At 27.0% G+C, this 16,444-nt stretch carries 17 protein-coding genes, 1 pseudogene and 1 riboswitch; all 18 genes and pseudogenes read right to left on the reverse strand.

What is annotated here, in order from left to right; translation table 11 throughout:
- Positions 1-344: 344 nt before the first annotated feature.
- The gene (locus A500_RS02445; protein ID WP_016206001.1) at positions 345-1,298 is read right to left on the reverse strand and encodes a siderophore ABC transporter substrate-binding protein; all 954 of its coding nucleotides are present in this window, start codon (positions 1,296-1,298) and stop codon (positions 345-347) included.
- 71 nt (positions 1,299-1,369) lie between these two features.
- Positions 1,370-2,125: an iron ABC transporter ATP-binding protein gene (locus A500_RS02450; protein ID WP_016206002.1), complete on the reverse strand. Its 756-nt coding sequence runs from the start codon at positions 2,123-2,125 to the stop codon at positions 1,370-1,372.
- A complete protein-coding gene (locus tag A500_RS02455; RefSeq protein WP_016206003.1) occupies positions 2,122-3,075 on the reverse strand; it encodes an iron chelate uptake ABC transporter family permease subunit in 954 nt (317 codons plus the stop codon). Before A500_RS02455 ends, A500_RS02450 begins: the two co-directional genes overlap by 4 nt.
- Complete coding sequence (locus A500_RS02460; RefSeq protein ID WP_016206004.1) at positions 3,075-4,010, reverse strand: ABC transporter permease; 936 nt, start codon at positions 4,008-4,010, stop codon at positions 3,075-3,077. The genes A500_RS02455 and A500_RS02460 overlap by 1 nt, the downstream gene beginning before the upstream one ends.
- A gap of 303 nt (positions 4,011-4,313) precedes the next feature.
- A complete protein-coding gene (locus tag A500_RS02465) occupies positions 4,314-4,931 on the reverse strand; it encodes a phosphatase PAP2 family protein (RefSeq protein ID WP_083935659.1) in 618 nt (205 codons plus the stop codon).
- A 304-nt stretch (positions 4,932-5,235) separates the two neighbouring features.
- A complete protein-coding gene (locus A500_RS02470) occupies positions 5,236-6,702 on the reverse strand; it encodes a cobyric acid synthase (RefSeq protein WP_016206006.1) in 1,467 nt (488 codons plus the stop codon).
- The gene (locus A500_RS02475; RefSeq protein WP_016206007.1) at positions 6,695-7,360 is read right to left on the reverse strand and encodes a Dph6-related ATP pyrophosphatase; all 666 of its coding nucleotides are present in this window, start codon (positions 7,358-7,360) and stop codon (positions 6,695-6,697) included. The genes A500_RS02470 and A500_RS02475 overlap by 8 nt, the downstream gene beginning before the upstream one ends.
- Positions 7,361-7,375: 15 nt before the next feature.
- The gene (locus A500_RS02480; protein WP_016206008.1) at positions 7,376-8,131 is read right to left on the reverse strand and encodes an ABC transporter ATP-binding protein; all 756 of its coding nucleotides are present in this window, start codon (positions 8,129-8,131) and stop codon (positions 7,376-7,378) included.
- Positions 8,132-8,142: 11 nt separating this feature from the next.
- A complete protein-coding gene (locus tag A500_RS02485) occupies positions 8,143-9,177 on the reverse strand; it encodes a FecCD family ABC transporter permease (RefSeq protein WP_016206009.1) in 1,035 nt (344 codons plus the stop codon).
- Positions 9,164-10,081, reverse strand: coding sequence for an ABC transporter substrate-binding protein (locus A500_RS02490; RefSeq protein WP_016206010.1), 918 nt, complete (start codon positions 10,079-10,081; stop codon positions 9,164-9,166). Before A500_RS02490 ends, A500_RS02485 begins: the two co-directional genes overlap by 14 nt.
- 210 nt (positions 10,082-10,291) lie before the next feature.
- Positions 10,292-10,469, reverse strand: a riboswitch (cobalamin riboswitch).
- A 123-nt stretch (positions 10,470-10,592) separates the two neighbouring features.
- Complete coding sequence (cobD, locus tag A500_RS02495; RefSeq protein ID WP_016206011.1) at positions 10,593-11,666, reverse strand: threonine-phosphate decarboxylase CobD; 1,074 nt, start codon at positions 11,664-11,666, stop codon at positions 10,593-10,595.
- Entirely contained in the window at positions 11,663-12,610 is a 948-nt protein-coding gene (locus A500_RS02500) for a cobalamin biosynthesis protein (RefSeq protein ID WP_016206012.1), read from the reverse strand. Before A500_RS02500 ends, cobD begins: the two co-directional genes overlap by 4 nt.
- A 41-nt stretch (positions 12,611-12,651) precedes the next feature.
- Positions 12,652-13,254 carry a phosphoglycerate mutase family protein gene (locus tag A500_RS02505; RefSeq protein WP_016206013.1) on the reverse strand — a complete coding sequence of 201 codons (603 nt, stop codon included), beginning with the start codon at positions 13,252-13,254 and terminating at the stop codon, positions 12,652-12,654.
- Complete coding sequence (locus A500_RS02510) at positions 13,247-13,642, reverse strand: bifunctional adenosylcobinamide kinase/adenosylcobinamide-phosphate guanylyltransferase (RefSeq protein WP_016206014.1); 396 nt, start codon at positions 13,640-13,642, stop codon at positions 13,247-13,249. Before A500_RS02510 ends, A500_RS02505 begins: the two co-directional genes overlap by 8 nt.
- Positions 13,643-13,657: 15 nt before the next feature.
- Positions 13,658-14,412 (reverse strand): annotated as a pseudogene (locus A500_RS21865) (adenosylcobinamide-GDP ribazoletransferase).
- Positions 14,409-14,960, reverse strand: a complete 552-nt coding sequence (locus tag A500_RS02520) for a bifunctional adenosylcobinamide kinase/adenosylcobinamide-phosphate guanylyltransferase (protein ID WP_040436451.1) — start codon at positions 14,958-14,960, stop codon at positions 14,409-14,411. The pseudogene A500_RS21865 and the gene A500_RS02520 overlap by 4 nt, the downstream one beginning before the upstream one ends.
- A 16-nt stretch (positions 14,961-14,976) precedes the next feature.
- Entirely contained in the window at positions 14,977-16,083 is a 1,107-nt protein-coding gene (gene cobT, locus A500_RS02525; protein WP_016206016.1) for a nicotinate-nucleotide--dimethylbenzimidazole phosphoribosyltransferase, read from the reverse strand.
- 151 nt (positions 16,084-16,234) lie between these two features.
- Positions 16,235-16,444 (reverse strand): hypothetical protein (locus A500_RS20670; RefSeq protein ID WP_016206017.1); only part of this gene is annotated, 210 nt, incomplete at its 5' end.

Raw genomic sequence — 16,444 nt, forward strand, 5'->3', positions numbered from 1 at the left:
AACCACATACTGTACAAACAAATTTTTTCATAATTTAAATTCCTCCTAATTTCCACATTATTTTATTATGAATTTATTTTCAATAATTTACTTTTTAAATTATTTTAAATCCTCTCGATGTTTATTATTATATAATAATAATTATCCATTGTAAATATTAAAAATTATTTTTTTTATTTTTTAAAAAAACTTTTTATAATTATTATTTTAATGATAAATCATCTAATATATTGATAATTTATCATTAATACAGTTTTCAATAGAAGAACTCCTCACAGGAAAAATCCAATGAGGAGTTCTTAGTATATAATAATTCCAATTTATTTTTACTATTAATTTAAATTCTATTTTATTCCCAATGCTGCTTCAACATCAGAAATAATAGTATCTATAGCCATTATTCCACTTCCACCAACATACCAAGCTTGTGGATTAACATATACTATGTGCCCATCTTTATAAGCCTTTGTTGTCTTCATTAATTCATTTTCCACAGCTTCTTTCACAGATGCTTGAGTTCCAGTTATTGCACCTCTATCTAAAACAAATAAGTAATCTGGATTCTTTTCTTTTAAATATTCGAATGAAATATTTTGTCCATGATTTGAAGCCTCTATTTGTGTATCGGCTGGAGTAAATCCAAACTTACTATAAACCATATCATATCTTGAACCTGTACCATATACAGATAATGAACCTTCATTGAACATTGTCATTAAAGCTGTTGAATTATTTTCTTTAACTTTAGCATTTACCGCTTCTAATCTCTTATTTATATTTCCTAATTCAGTTGTAACGCCTTCTTCTTTAGCAAATACTTTTCCTAATACTTTAGCATTGTTCTCTGCTGAAGCAAATATGTCACTGTTAGCTGTACCTAAGTATAATACTGGAGCAATTTTCTTTAAGTCTTCATAATAAGACTCTTGTCTTCCCTCTATTATAATTAAGTCTGGTTCAACTTCATTGATTTTTTCTAAATCAAATTCTTTTAATGAACCTAAATCTACATATTTATCATCTTTATATTTATCTAAGTATGCTGGAAGAGAACCTTTTGGTAATGCCACTGGTTCAACCTCTAACTTAGTCATTATATCTAATGAACCATAGTCTAAAACTACAACATTTTTAGGATTAACAGGTACTTCTACTTCGCCCTTTTGATCTGTAACAACTACTGTTTTCTTTTCTTCTTTTGCTGAATCTTTAGTTGATTTATCTCCTGAAGTACAACCTACTACTCCTACTAATAATAACATAACCATACTTAATATGGCTGCAAGTCTCTTTTTCATTACATTTACCTCCGTTTTTTGTTTTATATAAATTTTGTTTTATATAAATTTTATTTTATACTGTAATTTTTTTAGAAATATATACATATCTTTTGATTATTTACTTCTCTAATATTGAAATTCATATCATAAAGACAACTTAAACTATCTTCTGTTATCATTTCTTCTGTTATAGTATGATTTACTAATTTTCCATCCTTTAATGCTACTATTGTATCTGAATAACAGGATGCAAAATTTATATCATGAATAACTATTATTATAGTTTTTCCTAAATCATTAACCATTTCTCTTAAAAGCTTCATCATTTCAGCTGAATGCTTCATATCTAAATTATTTAGTGGTTCATCTAAAAGTATATAGTCTGTATCTTGAGCAATTATCATTGCAATATACGCTCTTTGTCTTTGCCCACCACTTAATTCATCAAGATACTTATCTTGAATATCTATAAGTTTCATATAATTTAAAGCTTCATCAACAAGCCTTTCATCATCTTCTTTTAATTTGCCTTCACAATACGGGAATCTTCCGAATGAAACAAGTTCTCTAATTGTCAGTCTTATATTTAAATTATTACTTTGCTTTAATATTGATAATTTTTTTGATAACTCTTTAGAGTCCCACGATTTTATTTCTTTACCATCTATAATAACTTCTCCTGAATCAGAATCCATAAGTCTTGATATTATAGACAAAATAGTACTTTTACCTGCACCATTTGGTCCTATAAAGGAAGTTATTTTTCCTTCCTCTATTTTAAAAGAAACATCTTCTAGAACTTTTTTATTTCCATAACTCTTGTTAATATTTCTTACTTCTATCATAGCTTACTCTCCCTTAATAATAGATTTATAAAATAAATTCCACCAATAAAATTTATTATTATACTTATAGTCGTATTGAAATTAAATACTCTCTCAACAAAGAATTGACCACCAACTAAAGCTATTATACTTATAAGTGTTCCAACTATAAGAAGAACTGAATGTTTGTAAGTTTTAGTTATCTCATAAGTTAAATTAACAACTATTATTCCTAAAAATGTTATTGGACCAACTAATGCTGTTGATAGTGAAACTAGTATAGCAACAAATACTAATATCTTTTTGCTAAATTTATCATAATCAATACCTAAGTTTATAGCTTGCTCTCTACCTAACGACATTACATCTAGCTTATTAAAATCTTTATATAAAGTAATTGCCATTATTACTAATATCACAACTGAAATAAATATTATTTTTGTATTTACTAAACTAAATGAAGCAAATAGTTTCGTTTGAAGTGCATCAAATTCATTCGGATCGATTAATACCTGCATAAAAGATGATAAACTTCTAAATAATGTCCCAACAACAGTTCCTACTAGCAATAAAAAGAATATATTATTTCTTCCACTTTTAAGAACTACTTTAAATAATATCATTGCTAAAATTACCATTAAGGTGCCTGAAGCTAAAAAGTTTACTGTTTTATTAACCATGAATACTGATGTAGATCCAAATACAAAAATTACTACAGTTTGTACTAAATTATATAAAGCATCTAAGCCTATAATACTTGGCGTTATAATTCTATTATTGGTTATTGTTTGAAATAATAACGATGCTACTGAAATAGTTCCTCCAGCTATTAAAATGCCTAATACCTTTGGAATTCTAAGAGATAGATTAAATCTATAATTTCTTGCATTTAACCCCCACACTACAAATAATGTTAAAAAGGTTATTGCAATTATTGACATTATAATTATTTGTTTTTTATTATTTTTCATTATTTATTCCTCCTAAATATTAAATAAAGGAATATTACAGCTCCAATAACTCCTACAGTTAAATCTATAGGTACTTCATATGGTGCAATTATTAATCTACTTATAATGTCACAAGCTAATACAAAACTTCCTCCTAGTAAAGCAACAATCGGCATATTAGTTTTAAGATTGTCCCCTTTCCATATAGAAACTATATTGGGTATTATCAATCCTACAAAAGGTATACTACCTACTGTTATTACAACTAATGATGAAATTAAAGCAACTATTATAACTCCAATATTAGTAACTCTTTTATAATTTAGTCCAAGACTTACTGACATCTCTTCTCCCATACCTGCTAAGGTAAATTTATGTACGTAGGAAAAAGCTATTATCATCAATGGTATGCTTAAATATAATATTTCATAGTTCCCTTTTAATACCGTTGAAAAATTTCCTTGTAAAAAAGCTCCCATACTTTGTCTTAAGTTATACTTATAAGCAAAGAAATCTGTTATTGAGCCTATTACATTCCCCAGCATAATACCAACAAGTGGAATGAAAATTACATTCTTTATCTTTATCTTCTTTAATATAGTCATAAACATAAAAGTTCCTACTACCGAAAATATAAAAGACAAGATCATCTTTTGAAATATATTAGCAGATGAAAATATTATTATAGAAAATAAAACTCCTAGCTTAGCTGAATCAACTGTTGCTGCTGTTGTTGGTGAAATAAATTTATTATTACTAATTTGTTGCATTATTACACCACTTATACTCATACCCACGCCTGCAACTAATATACTAATCAAACGAGGTAATCTACTTATCATAAGAACCTCTATTTCTTCAGTCCCCATGTTAATTATATTTATATCCGATACTCCAATAAATATAGATACTACTGATAGAATAAATGTAATAATCAATAATGATTTTTTAGTCATCTTCTCACTCCCGTCATTTGATAATATATATCAATTGATTTTTATTATAGTTGATATAGATTATCATTGTCAATGCACTTTTGGATAATTTATCTATATTTTTATAAATTACGTAACATTTCTTATATTTAAGTGAAGAGGATATTATTATTAAATAAAGAAATGTAAACATTTCTTTACCTATAGGAGAAGCTTTTTACAATATAAAATACGGCATGAGTTATATTTAATATAAATCTCATACCGCATAACTTTTCCTATTATCTATTTATAAAGATTACGTTTAGAAAAAATTTATTCAAATTAATTTATTGGTATATCATTTTTGTTCTTTATTTTATCAATTAGTTTATATGGTAATAATAAAATATTATCTAGGTGCTTGTCCTCTATTTTTTTAGCTATGGCAATTACAACTTCTGCTAATACTATTGCTGCTATTCCATCTAAAATAAAATGCTGCTTTATAAATAATGTTGATAGAATTATCAGTACACCTACTAATTGTGTATAGTAAAACCATGCCTTGTTTTCATTTTTCATTGTATATCTCATAACTATATAGGTATTTAATACATGTATAGATGGAAAACAATTAAATGGTCTGTCATTTTCATAAATAATATTAACCAATTTATTTGATATGCTACTATTTATTATTGTTGGCCTTACTATCTCAACAGGAAATAAATAATAAACTAAATAACATACGCACATACCTATATATACTGTAAATAAAGCTCTTATATATTTTCTACGATCTTTTAATAAAATAAATATTAGTCCTATAAAAATATAAATATACCAATATATATAAGGGAAAATAAACATTGAGATAAATGGTATCTGTTTATCTAATGTTAAGCTAAAATCTTTTCCATTTTTTGCAATTGAGCCAGCTATAACATAGTTTATATTCATTAATGGAAATAATGCAAACCATATTAAATCTAGCCATTTCAATTCATTTAAATTATACTTTAATATAATTTTTTAGATAATTCCTTCATTTTCTACCCCTCCCCATTAGTTTACTGCCTTAATATAAAATATGTTATTAAATTTAATTTTATCTCTTACTTCCTATTTTACAATAATTAACTTATATTGTGCATTTTATAAAGTAATATTAAGAATTTTATAAGATTTCAAGCCAAAATAAAAAACTCCATTGGAGTTTCTTTAGTTAACTTATTTTTATTAAGTTATATTTTTAATATTTCTTCTACTTTTTCATGTCTATATTACTTTGTAATATTTTAGAAAGCTCATCAAATTGCTTCATTTTATATTGCTTATAACTTAATTTATCTTGATCTATATCTTCAATTTTATTTACTTTTAATAAATATTTTATAAATATATTAACAAATTTGCTATCATCAAATATTCCATGAATATAAGTTCCGAAAACTGTAGATTCCTTATTTGTAGTACCTGCTATTTCACCATTATTTAATTTAATAAATGGAATTGCATTTTCATCCAAATTACTAATTCCATTATGAATTTCATAACCAACTACTTTTATATCATTAAATTCTGGAATTTTATTGGAAATTATTTTTCCTTCCGACTGTTTCGTTATTTTATTCCTATTAAATATTGTTTTTATATTTAAAAATCCAAACCCATTTTCAAATGTTTCTTTTCCTTCTATCCCAAGCTTATCCTCGATAAGATTTCCTAACATCTGATAACCACCACATATTCCAAAAATTAATGTTCCCTTGTTTTTCAAATTTACTATTTCGTTAAAAATACCATTTTTCTTTATTTCTCTTAAATCCTCTATAGTATTTTTACTTCCTGGTATAATTAATAAATGGGGATTACCTATATCTCTTCTATTATCTACATATCGTATCGATACTCCATTTAATCTTGCTAAAGCATTGAAATCCGTAAAATTTGACATGTATGGAAGTTTGATAACTACTATATCAAGTTTTTTTATATCCCTATTGTTTAACCTTTCTGTTACGCTATCTTCATCTTCTATATCTAATTGAAAATATGGCATAACCCCTAGTACTGGTATTTTTATAATATCTTCTAATTGCCTCATGGCTGGCTTAAATAAATCTATTTTCCCTCTAAATTTATTTATAATTACACCTTTAACACGCCTTCTATCTTCTTCATCTAAAAGCATTATAGTTCCTACCACTGATGCAAATACTCCACCTCTATCTATATCAGCAACTAATATTACAGGTGAATCACTATCTCTAGCCATTGACATATTCGCAATATCGCTGTCCTTTAAGTTTATCTCCGCACAACTTCCAGATCCTTCAAGTACAATTACGTCATATTCTTTAGAAATCTTATAAAAGGTTTCTTTAACTATTTCTTTTAATTCCTTATTTAATTCCTTATATTTATATGATTCAATATTACATTTTACTTTCCCATTAACTATAACCTGAGTCGTCATATTTCCACTTGGTTTTAAAAGTACTGGATTCATCCATGCCTCTGGCTCTATTTCACAAGCTTCTGCTTGAACAACTTGTGCCCTTCCCATTTCTAAACCATCTTTTGTTACATATGAGTTTAATGAAATATTTAAAGCTTTAAAAGGAGCAACTTTTAAAGCTTTATTTTTAAAATACCTACAAAATGCTGCTGCTAATGTACTTTTTCCAACTGATGAAGCTGTACCCAATAACATTACACTTTTACTCATTAATAACACCTGCTATATCTAAAAAACCATGAGTTTCATTTGTAATTATTCCATTTTCTTTAAATCTTATTGGATATTTAAATAATGGTCCATCAAACACAAAGGTATGATACTCTCCATTTTCGCCACATGCATCTGAACCTGTTTTTATTATATCCTTAACTACTTTATGAGTTAATTCTTTTCCTAGAAAGTCAGTTGATAATGCATCTAATCTAACATTTTTAATAACGGTTTTAAAACCAGCATCTATGAACTCATAAGTTAATTTTTCCCTATCTTCAAGCCACAATGGGAATATTGCTTCCATTTCAACTTCATTACATCTATCTGTACACCATGTTCTATGTGCATCTAAATCTATATCGCCAAATACACAACCTTCTGCTCCTAATTCATTTTTAGCTTTATATAGTGCTTTTTTAAAAGATTCTGCATATTCCTCGCCCTCACAGTTCACTAGTAAAAGAGGAATATCAAGTGATTTTGACACCTCATTTAATAAATCATTTGGTACTCCATGAAACCATGACCTTAAAACTTTTTTATCTACTGTAATGAGTAAGGCAACTGGCTTATTACCTTTTCTTATCATTCTATACAAGGATAATGTACTATCTTTTCCACAACTATATGACATAACAAATTTTTTCTTCATTATAAACTCCTCCCTTTATCTCCATTTTTCCAAGGTTCTTACCATAAAAGATTTTATATCTATTCCATAAACTTCTTCTAAATCATTGTTATTTAAAACTTCTTTTGTATTTCCATGCCCTTTTATGATTCCATCATTTAACATCAAAACTCTATCTCCAAAGTTTTGAACTAAGTTTAAGTCATGTAATACAGCTACAACAATTTTATTTTTTTCTTTAGCCCAATTCTTAAGATAATCTAATATTTCAATTTGGTATCTTAAGTCCAAGTGATTTGTTGGCTCATCTAAAAGTATAACTTCTGGATCTTGTGCAAAAGCTCTTGCTAAAAATACTCTTTGAAGTTGCCCTCCTGATAATTCACTTATAAGTTTATTTTTTATATCTAATATTCCAACCATCTTTAGGCTTTCATTTATAATTAATTCATCTTTTTTAGTTAATCTAGAAAAAATGCTTTTTAAATGAGAATATCTTCCTAATGCGACTGTTTCATAAATCGTATACGGAAATTGTATATTAGAACTTTGTGTCATTAACGCAATCTTAGTTGCAAGATCTTTTCGTTTTAGTGCATTTATATTTTTCCCATCCAATTTGACTTCCCCATGAAAATCAATAAGACTAGATATAGCTTTTAATAAAGTACTTTTACCACATCCATTAGGCCCAACTATACATAAGTTTTCACCTCTATTTATGCTAAAACTAACTTGCTTTACAATATCTATTCCGTCATAACCACAACAAACATTTTTGACTTCTAACATATTAAAATCACCTACTTTGATTTTTTAAAATATAAATAAGCAAAAAATGGAGCACCTATTATTGCCGTTACTGCACCCACTGGAAGCTCTGATGGAACTATTATAGTTCTTGCAATTAAATCAGTAACTACCATAAGACATCCACCAAACACAACTGACATAGGAATAACACATGAATGCTTTGATCCAAATATTTTTCTTACTATATGCGGAGCAATTAAATCAACAAAACCTATAGTGCCACTTATTGAAACTGCTGCTCCTGTTAATATTGCTACGAACAAGAAAAGATACTTCTTAACTCTTTCAGCTTCAACGCCAATAGATTTAGCTTGTTCTTCTCCAAAGGTTAATACATCCATTTCTTTTGCAAATATCATTACTCCAATTATTCCTATTATAAAAAAAGGAAATCCCGCTTTAAGATAGCTCCATCCTCTCATAGAAAATGATCCCATTTGCCACATAGTTATAGCTTCTATCTTACTAGTAAATAAAGCTGTTATTGTTGTTAATGCTGCATTAAAAAATAAAGAAAAAACCATTCCTGACAATATTATTGTACTATTAGACAATTCCTTATCTACCTTACTTGCAAATACTAATACTATTATCATTGTTAATAAACTACTTATAAAGCCTATTAGAGGTAATGAAAAGTTTCCGAGGAATGGGATAGATATTCCTGAAACTATTAAAAGACCTACTCCTAAAGATGCTCCTGATGATACTCCTAAAGTATAGGGTGATGCTAATGGATTTTTTAAAACTGATTGCACTACAGCCCCACTTGCTGCAAGAGCTCCTCCAACAGTAAATGCTAATAATACCCTTGGCAGTCTAATACTCCAAATTATTGAAACATCCTTTACTTCAATACCTTCTAATAATCTTACATTAAATAATTTGTGAAGTATTATTGAAATAATATCCATAATACTAATATTGGAACTTCCAATGGAAGTTCCAATACAAATTATTAAAATAACTAGTGGTATTGATAATATCATCAATACTTTATTTTTATTATATTTATTTATATTCATTTGGATAAATAGCCTTTGCCATTTCTTTTAAAGCCTTAATTATATTTTGTGATGGTCTTGATGATGAGTTACCATCTATACTATAAACTTTGCCTTCCTTTATGGCTGTTATACTACCCCATCCATCACGGCTTTTTATATCATCAACTGCCTTTACTCCATTTATATCTGGCATACTAGTTAATATAACATCCGGATTAGCAGATATAATAGCTTCTGTAGATGGTGATATCCATGATTTTTCATTTGCAAATATGTTTTCTGCTCCAACTATTTCAATCATTTCATTTAAGAAAGTCTCTTTACCAAAACTACTTAACATAGAACCAGATCCTATCTCAAAATAAACTTTCTTTTTATTGGTTATTTTATCTCCAATAGCCTTTATAGACTCAACTTCTTTTTTCATATTATCAATAATTTCTTTGCTTTTTTTATCTGCTTTTGTTATTTGTGCTATAAATTCTATATCTCCATATATCCCATCAATGCTATAGCTACTTGGTATATATACAACTGTTATTCCTGCATCCTTTACCAATTGAAATGGATCATTATCTCCAACTTTATTATGTCCTGATGCAATAATTATATCTGGTTGTAATGATATTATAGTTTCTGCATCTGGATTTCTAAAATCTATTTTAGGTAGATCTTTATTTATTCCTTCTACATCTGCTGAATATTTATCTACTGCGACTAGTTTATCTGCAAGCCCTAAGTCAACTAATACTTCTGTATTAGATGGTGCAGTTGATATAATTTTTTCTACTTTCTTTGGTAGAGTGAATTCATTTCCCTCTCTGTCTGTCATAGTTTTTGTAGTTTCTGCACAACCAGCAAATATTGCTAATGAAAATAACATTGCAAAAACTAACGAAAGAATTTTACTTCCTTTTTTCATAATACTTTCCTCCTAATTTCTTATTAGGGCTTATTTTATAGAATGATACTTAATTAATCTTTCTATAAAATAAAAAGACATACTAAGAGTATGCCTAAAATACATATTTCATAATTTAAAATTATTAAATAATAGAAAATAGCTTGTATTATCTATTAAAAATAATTTAAAACTATAATAGTATTTTTACTATCTCACCCTCAGAAGATAATAATCTTTATATAAAAGGCAGGTCTCCCGGCTTTACTTCATCCTACTTTCTAACCTTCCCGCATTTTTTTGCAGTGGTATTAATAGATTTCGTCCATTTCACGGTTACTGGGGTAGCTTAGGAATGATACCTAATTCCCTATTAAGCTTAAAAAGCACCCTAAATATTTAATATAGTCTAAATTCAAATAGAATTATATTATTAATGATATAATATGTCAATTAAAATATATACTGTAATTTATAATATAACTTTTTATTATGCTATAAAATAGACCTATAAAATTAAATATTAAATACATTAATTCATTATTTTTTTTAATGAATTAATAAGTTTTTCATTTTCTTTTCTAGTTCTTACTGCAATTCTATAATAATAATTATTTAATCCATTATAATTACTACAGCTTCTTATAATAATACTTTCTTTTAACATAATTCTCTTTAAATCTATTTCTTTTAATGTTTTAAACATTATAAAATTTACATTTGGTTCGAAAACTTTTATATTTTTTATCTTTATTAGTTCTTGGAATAAGAAGTTTTTTTCACTTTGTACATAATCTATAGTATTTTTTATATATTCTTCTTCTAACAAAGCTGCAATTGAAGCCTTTTCTGCCATTATGTTAATATTCCACGGAACACATGCTTTATCTATTTCTTCTAGTAAATCTTTATTCTTAGAGATGCCATATCCCATCCTAATTCCTGGTATAGCAAAAAACTTGGTCATAGATTTTATAATAAATATATTTTTATACTTATTTAATAAAGATACTGCAGTATAATCATCATTGTCTTCTACAAAATCTAAAAATGATTCATCTACTACAATTATAGAATTAAATTTTAAGGCTCTTTCTGCAATTCTTTCTATCAAATCTTTATTGGTTAAATTTCCTGTTGGGTTGTTAGGATTACATATAAATATAATATCTATATCATTATTTATATACTTTAATATATCTTCACTTATATTCCAATTATTACCTTCTCTTAAATAATAGTATTCTATATTTCCATTTATGCTTAAAACTGCTTCTTCATACTCTCCAAAAGTTGGAGCTGGAATAAGCACTTTTTTAGGTTTTAAAGCTCTAACTAAATTAAATATAACCTCTGCTGCTCCATTGCCTAAGGTTAAGTTATTAATGTCTATATTCTCAAATTTACTTATGGCTAGCTTTAAATCATAATAGGTTATATCTGGATATCTTTCAATATTATCTAAGCCCTCTATAATTGCCTTTTTTATATTTTTATGTACTCCCATTGGATTTATATTAGCTGAAAAATCTATTAAATTATCTTTATTTAAATTATATTTTCTTGATAATTCATCTATATTTCCACCATGAACTACTTTACTCATATTAAAATCTCCCCCATTAAAGATAAAAGTATAGCAATTAAATAACTTAAGAAAGAAACCATATATAAAATATTACTAGTTTTATTTACATCTTTAACTTCTATCTTCTTTATTTCATCACCTATAGTTGGTTTTTCTACTAATTTACCAAAATAATAATTAGCTCCTCCTAATTTTAGCCCCAAAGCACCTGCTACCGCCGATTCTGGATGTGCACTATTAGGACTACTATGGTTATATCTATCTCTCTTATATATCTTATAAGAATTTTTATAATCCATTCTTAATATAAAAGCTGCTATAACTATTAAATATCCTGTAATCCTAGCTGGTATATAATTAAATATATCATCAAATTTAGCTGGAAAATATCCAAATTCATAATATTTATCATTTTTATATCCAAACATTGAATCCATAGTGTTTACTGCTTTATATACTAAAGCAAAAGGGGCTCCAAATAGCCCAGCATAAAAAATTGGTGCTACAACCCCATCAGAAATATTCTCTGCTATTGTTTCAACTACTGCTCTTAAAATTTCCTCTTCATTTAAGTTTTTAGTGTCTCTTCCAACAATATAAGATAATCTATGTCTTGCTTCTTCAATATTATTATCCTTTAAGGCTTTTACTACCTTTAAAGCTTCAACCTTTAATGACTTTGTTGCTATACAAAAATATATAATAATTCCACTTATTATCACTCCAAGTATATAATTAAAATTATAGCTAAACCTTAAGATTAAGTTACTAAATACAAAAACAACTAAAACAACAGATATCCAAGTTGATAATCCTGCCATCTTAAGGGACTTACTTAGTTTTTTTCTAAAATAATTTTCTATTCCTTTACATAAGTTTCCTATTAATCTTATAGGATGAATTGGATTTTGTGGATCTCCTATTATTAGGTCTAATAAATAGCCTAAAGTTAATTCTTTCATATGTTTATCTCTCCCAATTTTAATAATTATCTATAATCATTTTATATCTCAGTAACATTTAATATTTTAAACTCTGAATTTAATATTTCTACTTGGAGATTATATCCTCTTCCATAGCTTGGCTGCCATTCATAAAAGTTCTTACTATTATCATAGAACTCTTCTAATATTGTCCCTATAGTTCCTCCATGTGAAACTAATAAAACTGAATTTATTTTTTTATTATTTATATTATTAATAAAGTCTATAAACTCATTTCTTATTCTTTTTTTATAATTATTCTTACTTTCGCCATTAGGACATTCTATTTCTCCAGATTTATCTGTTATCCAATCAATATATCTTTTGTCTTGCTTTAAATCATCATAGGATTTCATTTCGAAATCTCCAAAGTCATATTCAAAAAAACCCTTTAACTCTTTAAACTCGTTACTTTCATATAGGGCTTCAAAGGTTTCATTGGCTCTTTTAGCACCACTAGTATAATATTCTTCACATATTGGATACTCAATACTTTTCTTTAGAAATTTTAGTTCTTCTAATCCTTTATCACTTAAGGATAAATCTGTTTTACCACAGTATAATTTCTTTTCATTAGCCATAGTCTTTCCATGACGTATTAAATAAATATTTATGTTACTCATCATCTTTAATCACCATTGGTATTCCACAAAAAACTCTATATATGGCCTTAGAATTACTACTTATGTACTGAAGGCATCTTCCTGTATTTTCTCTCCAAAATCTATCTTCTTTTTTTAATGGAACTATTCCCTGGGAAATATCATCACATACTATTATCTTATCCTTAAATAATTCTGAATTACTTACAATATAATCCATGGCATCAATTTTCTCTAAAGAAAGTTTATAAGTAAACTTATGAAAATTATTAATTACCTTCTTTGAAAAATCTATTCTTAAATCTTTTGAATCATCATCAATTGCAAAAATATCTTCATCTTCTATATTAAATTTTTTCTTTACAAAACTAAGCTTTCCATTATAAGCTCCACCAAAAACTAATATCAAAATTATCCCCCCTTACTATATAATTGCTAAGAATAGTATTCCTACAACTTCTGCAATTACTAGTCCATATCCAGCACTATCTCCTGACATTCCTCCAAGTTCTTTAGTGCTTTTATTTACTGATACTATAGCAGAAATTATCATAAATACAGGCACTAATATAGCTTTTAAATTAAATATTAAAACAAAAGAAGTACAAGATATTAATAAAATTAAATATAAAATTATTATATCTAATTTCCCAGTATCTTTTTTAAAGTAAGAACCTAAAGAACTTTCTTTCATAGATTCTTTTTTTATTAGCATCAGTGCCATTAAAGCTCTTGATATTATAGGTATAATTATAATTCCAATGACATTCACCTTATTTTCTACTAAAGTATAAATTGCTGCAAAATCAATAATAAATAAAATAGCTAAAGAAATAACTGCAAAGGCTCCTGTATTAGGTCCTTAAGTATTCTTATCTTTTCTTTTTGATCTCTTCTAGATAGTAATGCATCAGATACATCCATAAATCCATCTAAATGTAGCATGCCTGTAATAATAAAAGGTGCTACCATAGTAATTGCAGAAATTAAAATTGTAGAAAGATTAGAATAATCTGCAATTCTATATATAAAATAATTAATAAATCCAACTATTAGCCCAACTAAAGGATAAAGCTTCATCATGTGTCTAACACTTTCATCCTTCCAAACTTTATATGGCATTGGCAGTATTGTAAACATACTTAAAGCCATTATAAAACCGTTAATTAAATTCTTCATCTTAACTTCATTATTTCCTTTCTACCCTTATGTATAATTTCATTATTAAAGGAATACTCAATAACAATATCAGCAATACTTGCTAAATTTATATTAAGTTTCCCCATTTCCCTTCTAAAGCTTTCAGTATAATTATCATAAATAATTCCATCACTAAATAAATAATCAGTGACTATTATTAAGTTTTCTATCTTTTCACTTATAAGCCTTATTTCTTTAATTATCTTATCACTTACATTTATAATAAAACTTCCATTATCAAACATTTCATTAGTAACTAGGGATGTAATACTATCTAATAAAATTGTATCTTTTTTAGATAGATTATCTACTATGTCTTTTAAGTCCTTATCTTTTTCAATAGTTATAAAGCCCCATCCTTTTCTTTCTAATAAATGATTTTCTATTCTCTTCATATCCTCTAAATCAGAAGCCTTCATAGTTGCAAGATAATATAACGCTCCCTCTTTATTTTCAATTAACTTAGAATACTTTTGAGCTGCTATTGATTTTCCACTTTTAGAACCACCAACTAATAAAATTATCATTTTAACCCAGCCTTTTCTAATCTTTATTAACAATATAATTTTTCTTATCTTTAATCTTATCCAAATAGCTTGGATCTATTTCTGCCTCTTCAAAGGTAGCCATATTATTCATCATAGCACAAGCATAATTAATTACTGAAAAAGCAATTGGACATCCACTGCCTTCCCCTAGTCTCATATCTAAATTTAGCATTGGCTCAAGTCCCATATTATTTATAGCAATGTTATATCCTATTTCCTTTGACATATGAGATGGAATTAAATAATCTTTAACACTATCACATAATTTAGTTGCTACTAAGGCTGCAACTACTGATATAAAGCCATCTATTACAACAGGAAGCTTATAATAAGCTGCTCCTAAGTAAACACCTACCATTCCTGCTAAATCAAAGCCTCCAACCTTTGCAATTACATCTATTGGATCTTCTATATTGGGACTATTTATTTCTATTGCTCTTTTTATTACCTTCTTCTTATTTATAAAGGCTTCATCTGTAAGGCCAGCCCCCTTACCAACAACATCATCTATTTTACATTTAACTAAGGAAGCTAATACTGCACTACTAGTAGTAGTATTTCCTATTCCCATTTCTCCAACCCCTAAGATGTCATATCCCTTTTCCTTAACATCTCGTACTAAGTCAATTCCAATATAAATAGCCTTTAAAGCTTCTTCATAGCTCATGGCAGGTCCCTTAGCTATATTATTTGTCCCTTTTCTTATCTTCTTATTAAGTGCTCCTGGAATCTCTCCCTCACAATTAACTCCAATATCTACAACAATCAAATCTGTATTATTCTCTTTTGCCAGAACTGCAACTCCAGTAAGGCCCTTAGAAAAATTTATTGTTTGTGCTAATGTAACATATTGTGGAGATGATGCTACGCCTTCCTCTACTACACCATTATCTGATGAAAAAATCATTATACATTTTTTATCTATTCTATTTTTTATATTTCCTGTTATTCCTGCAAGCTTGATTGAAATATCTTCAAGTTTTCCTAAACTCCCTAATGGTTTTGCTAAAAAATCAACTCTTTTTTTGGCCTCTTCTTTAGCTTTATGGTTTGTTTCTTTTATATTCCTTATTACATTATTTACTTCTTCTATATAACTCATGCCCTTACCCCTTATTCTACTTCTTTTTGTTATAATATAGTACATGCATAATAAAAGTCAATAAAGTATATTTTTATAAACAACAAAAAATCCACAGCTTAATATAATTAATCCGTGAATTATTATTTAAAATTTACTTTCATAAACTTTATTATTGATACTTTTCAAATATTATTTCTGAAGGACTTGGCCAGATATTTCTTTTATTTACAAGTTTTATTTTTATATTTTTAACCTTTACTCCATTTAAAAATATTTCTATAAAATCTTTATCTTTCCCTATATATGATCCAAATAATATTAATCTTTCTATATCATTTTGATAATCTAATATTTCATAAATTTCATAATAAATAAGTTC

The sequence above is a fragment of the Clostridium sartagoforme AAU1 genome (assembly GCF_000401215.1).
Taxonomy (GTDB): domain Bacteria; phylum Bacillota; class Clostridia; order Clostridiales; family Clostridiaceae; genus Clostridium; species Clostridium sartagoforme.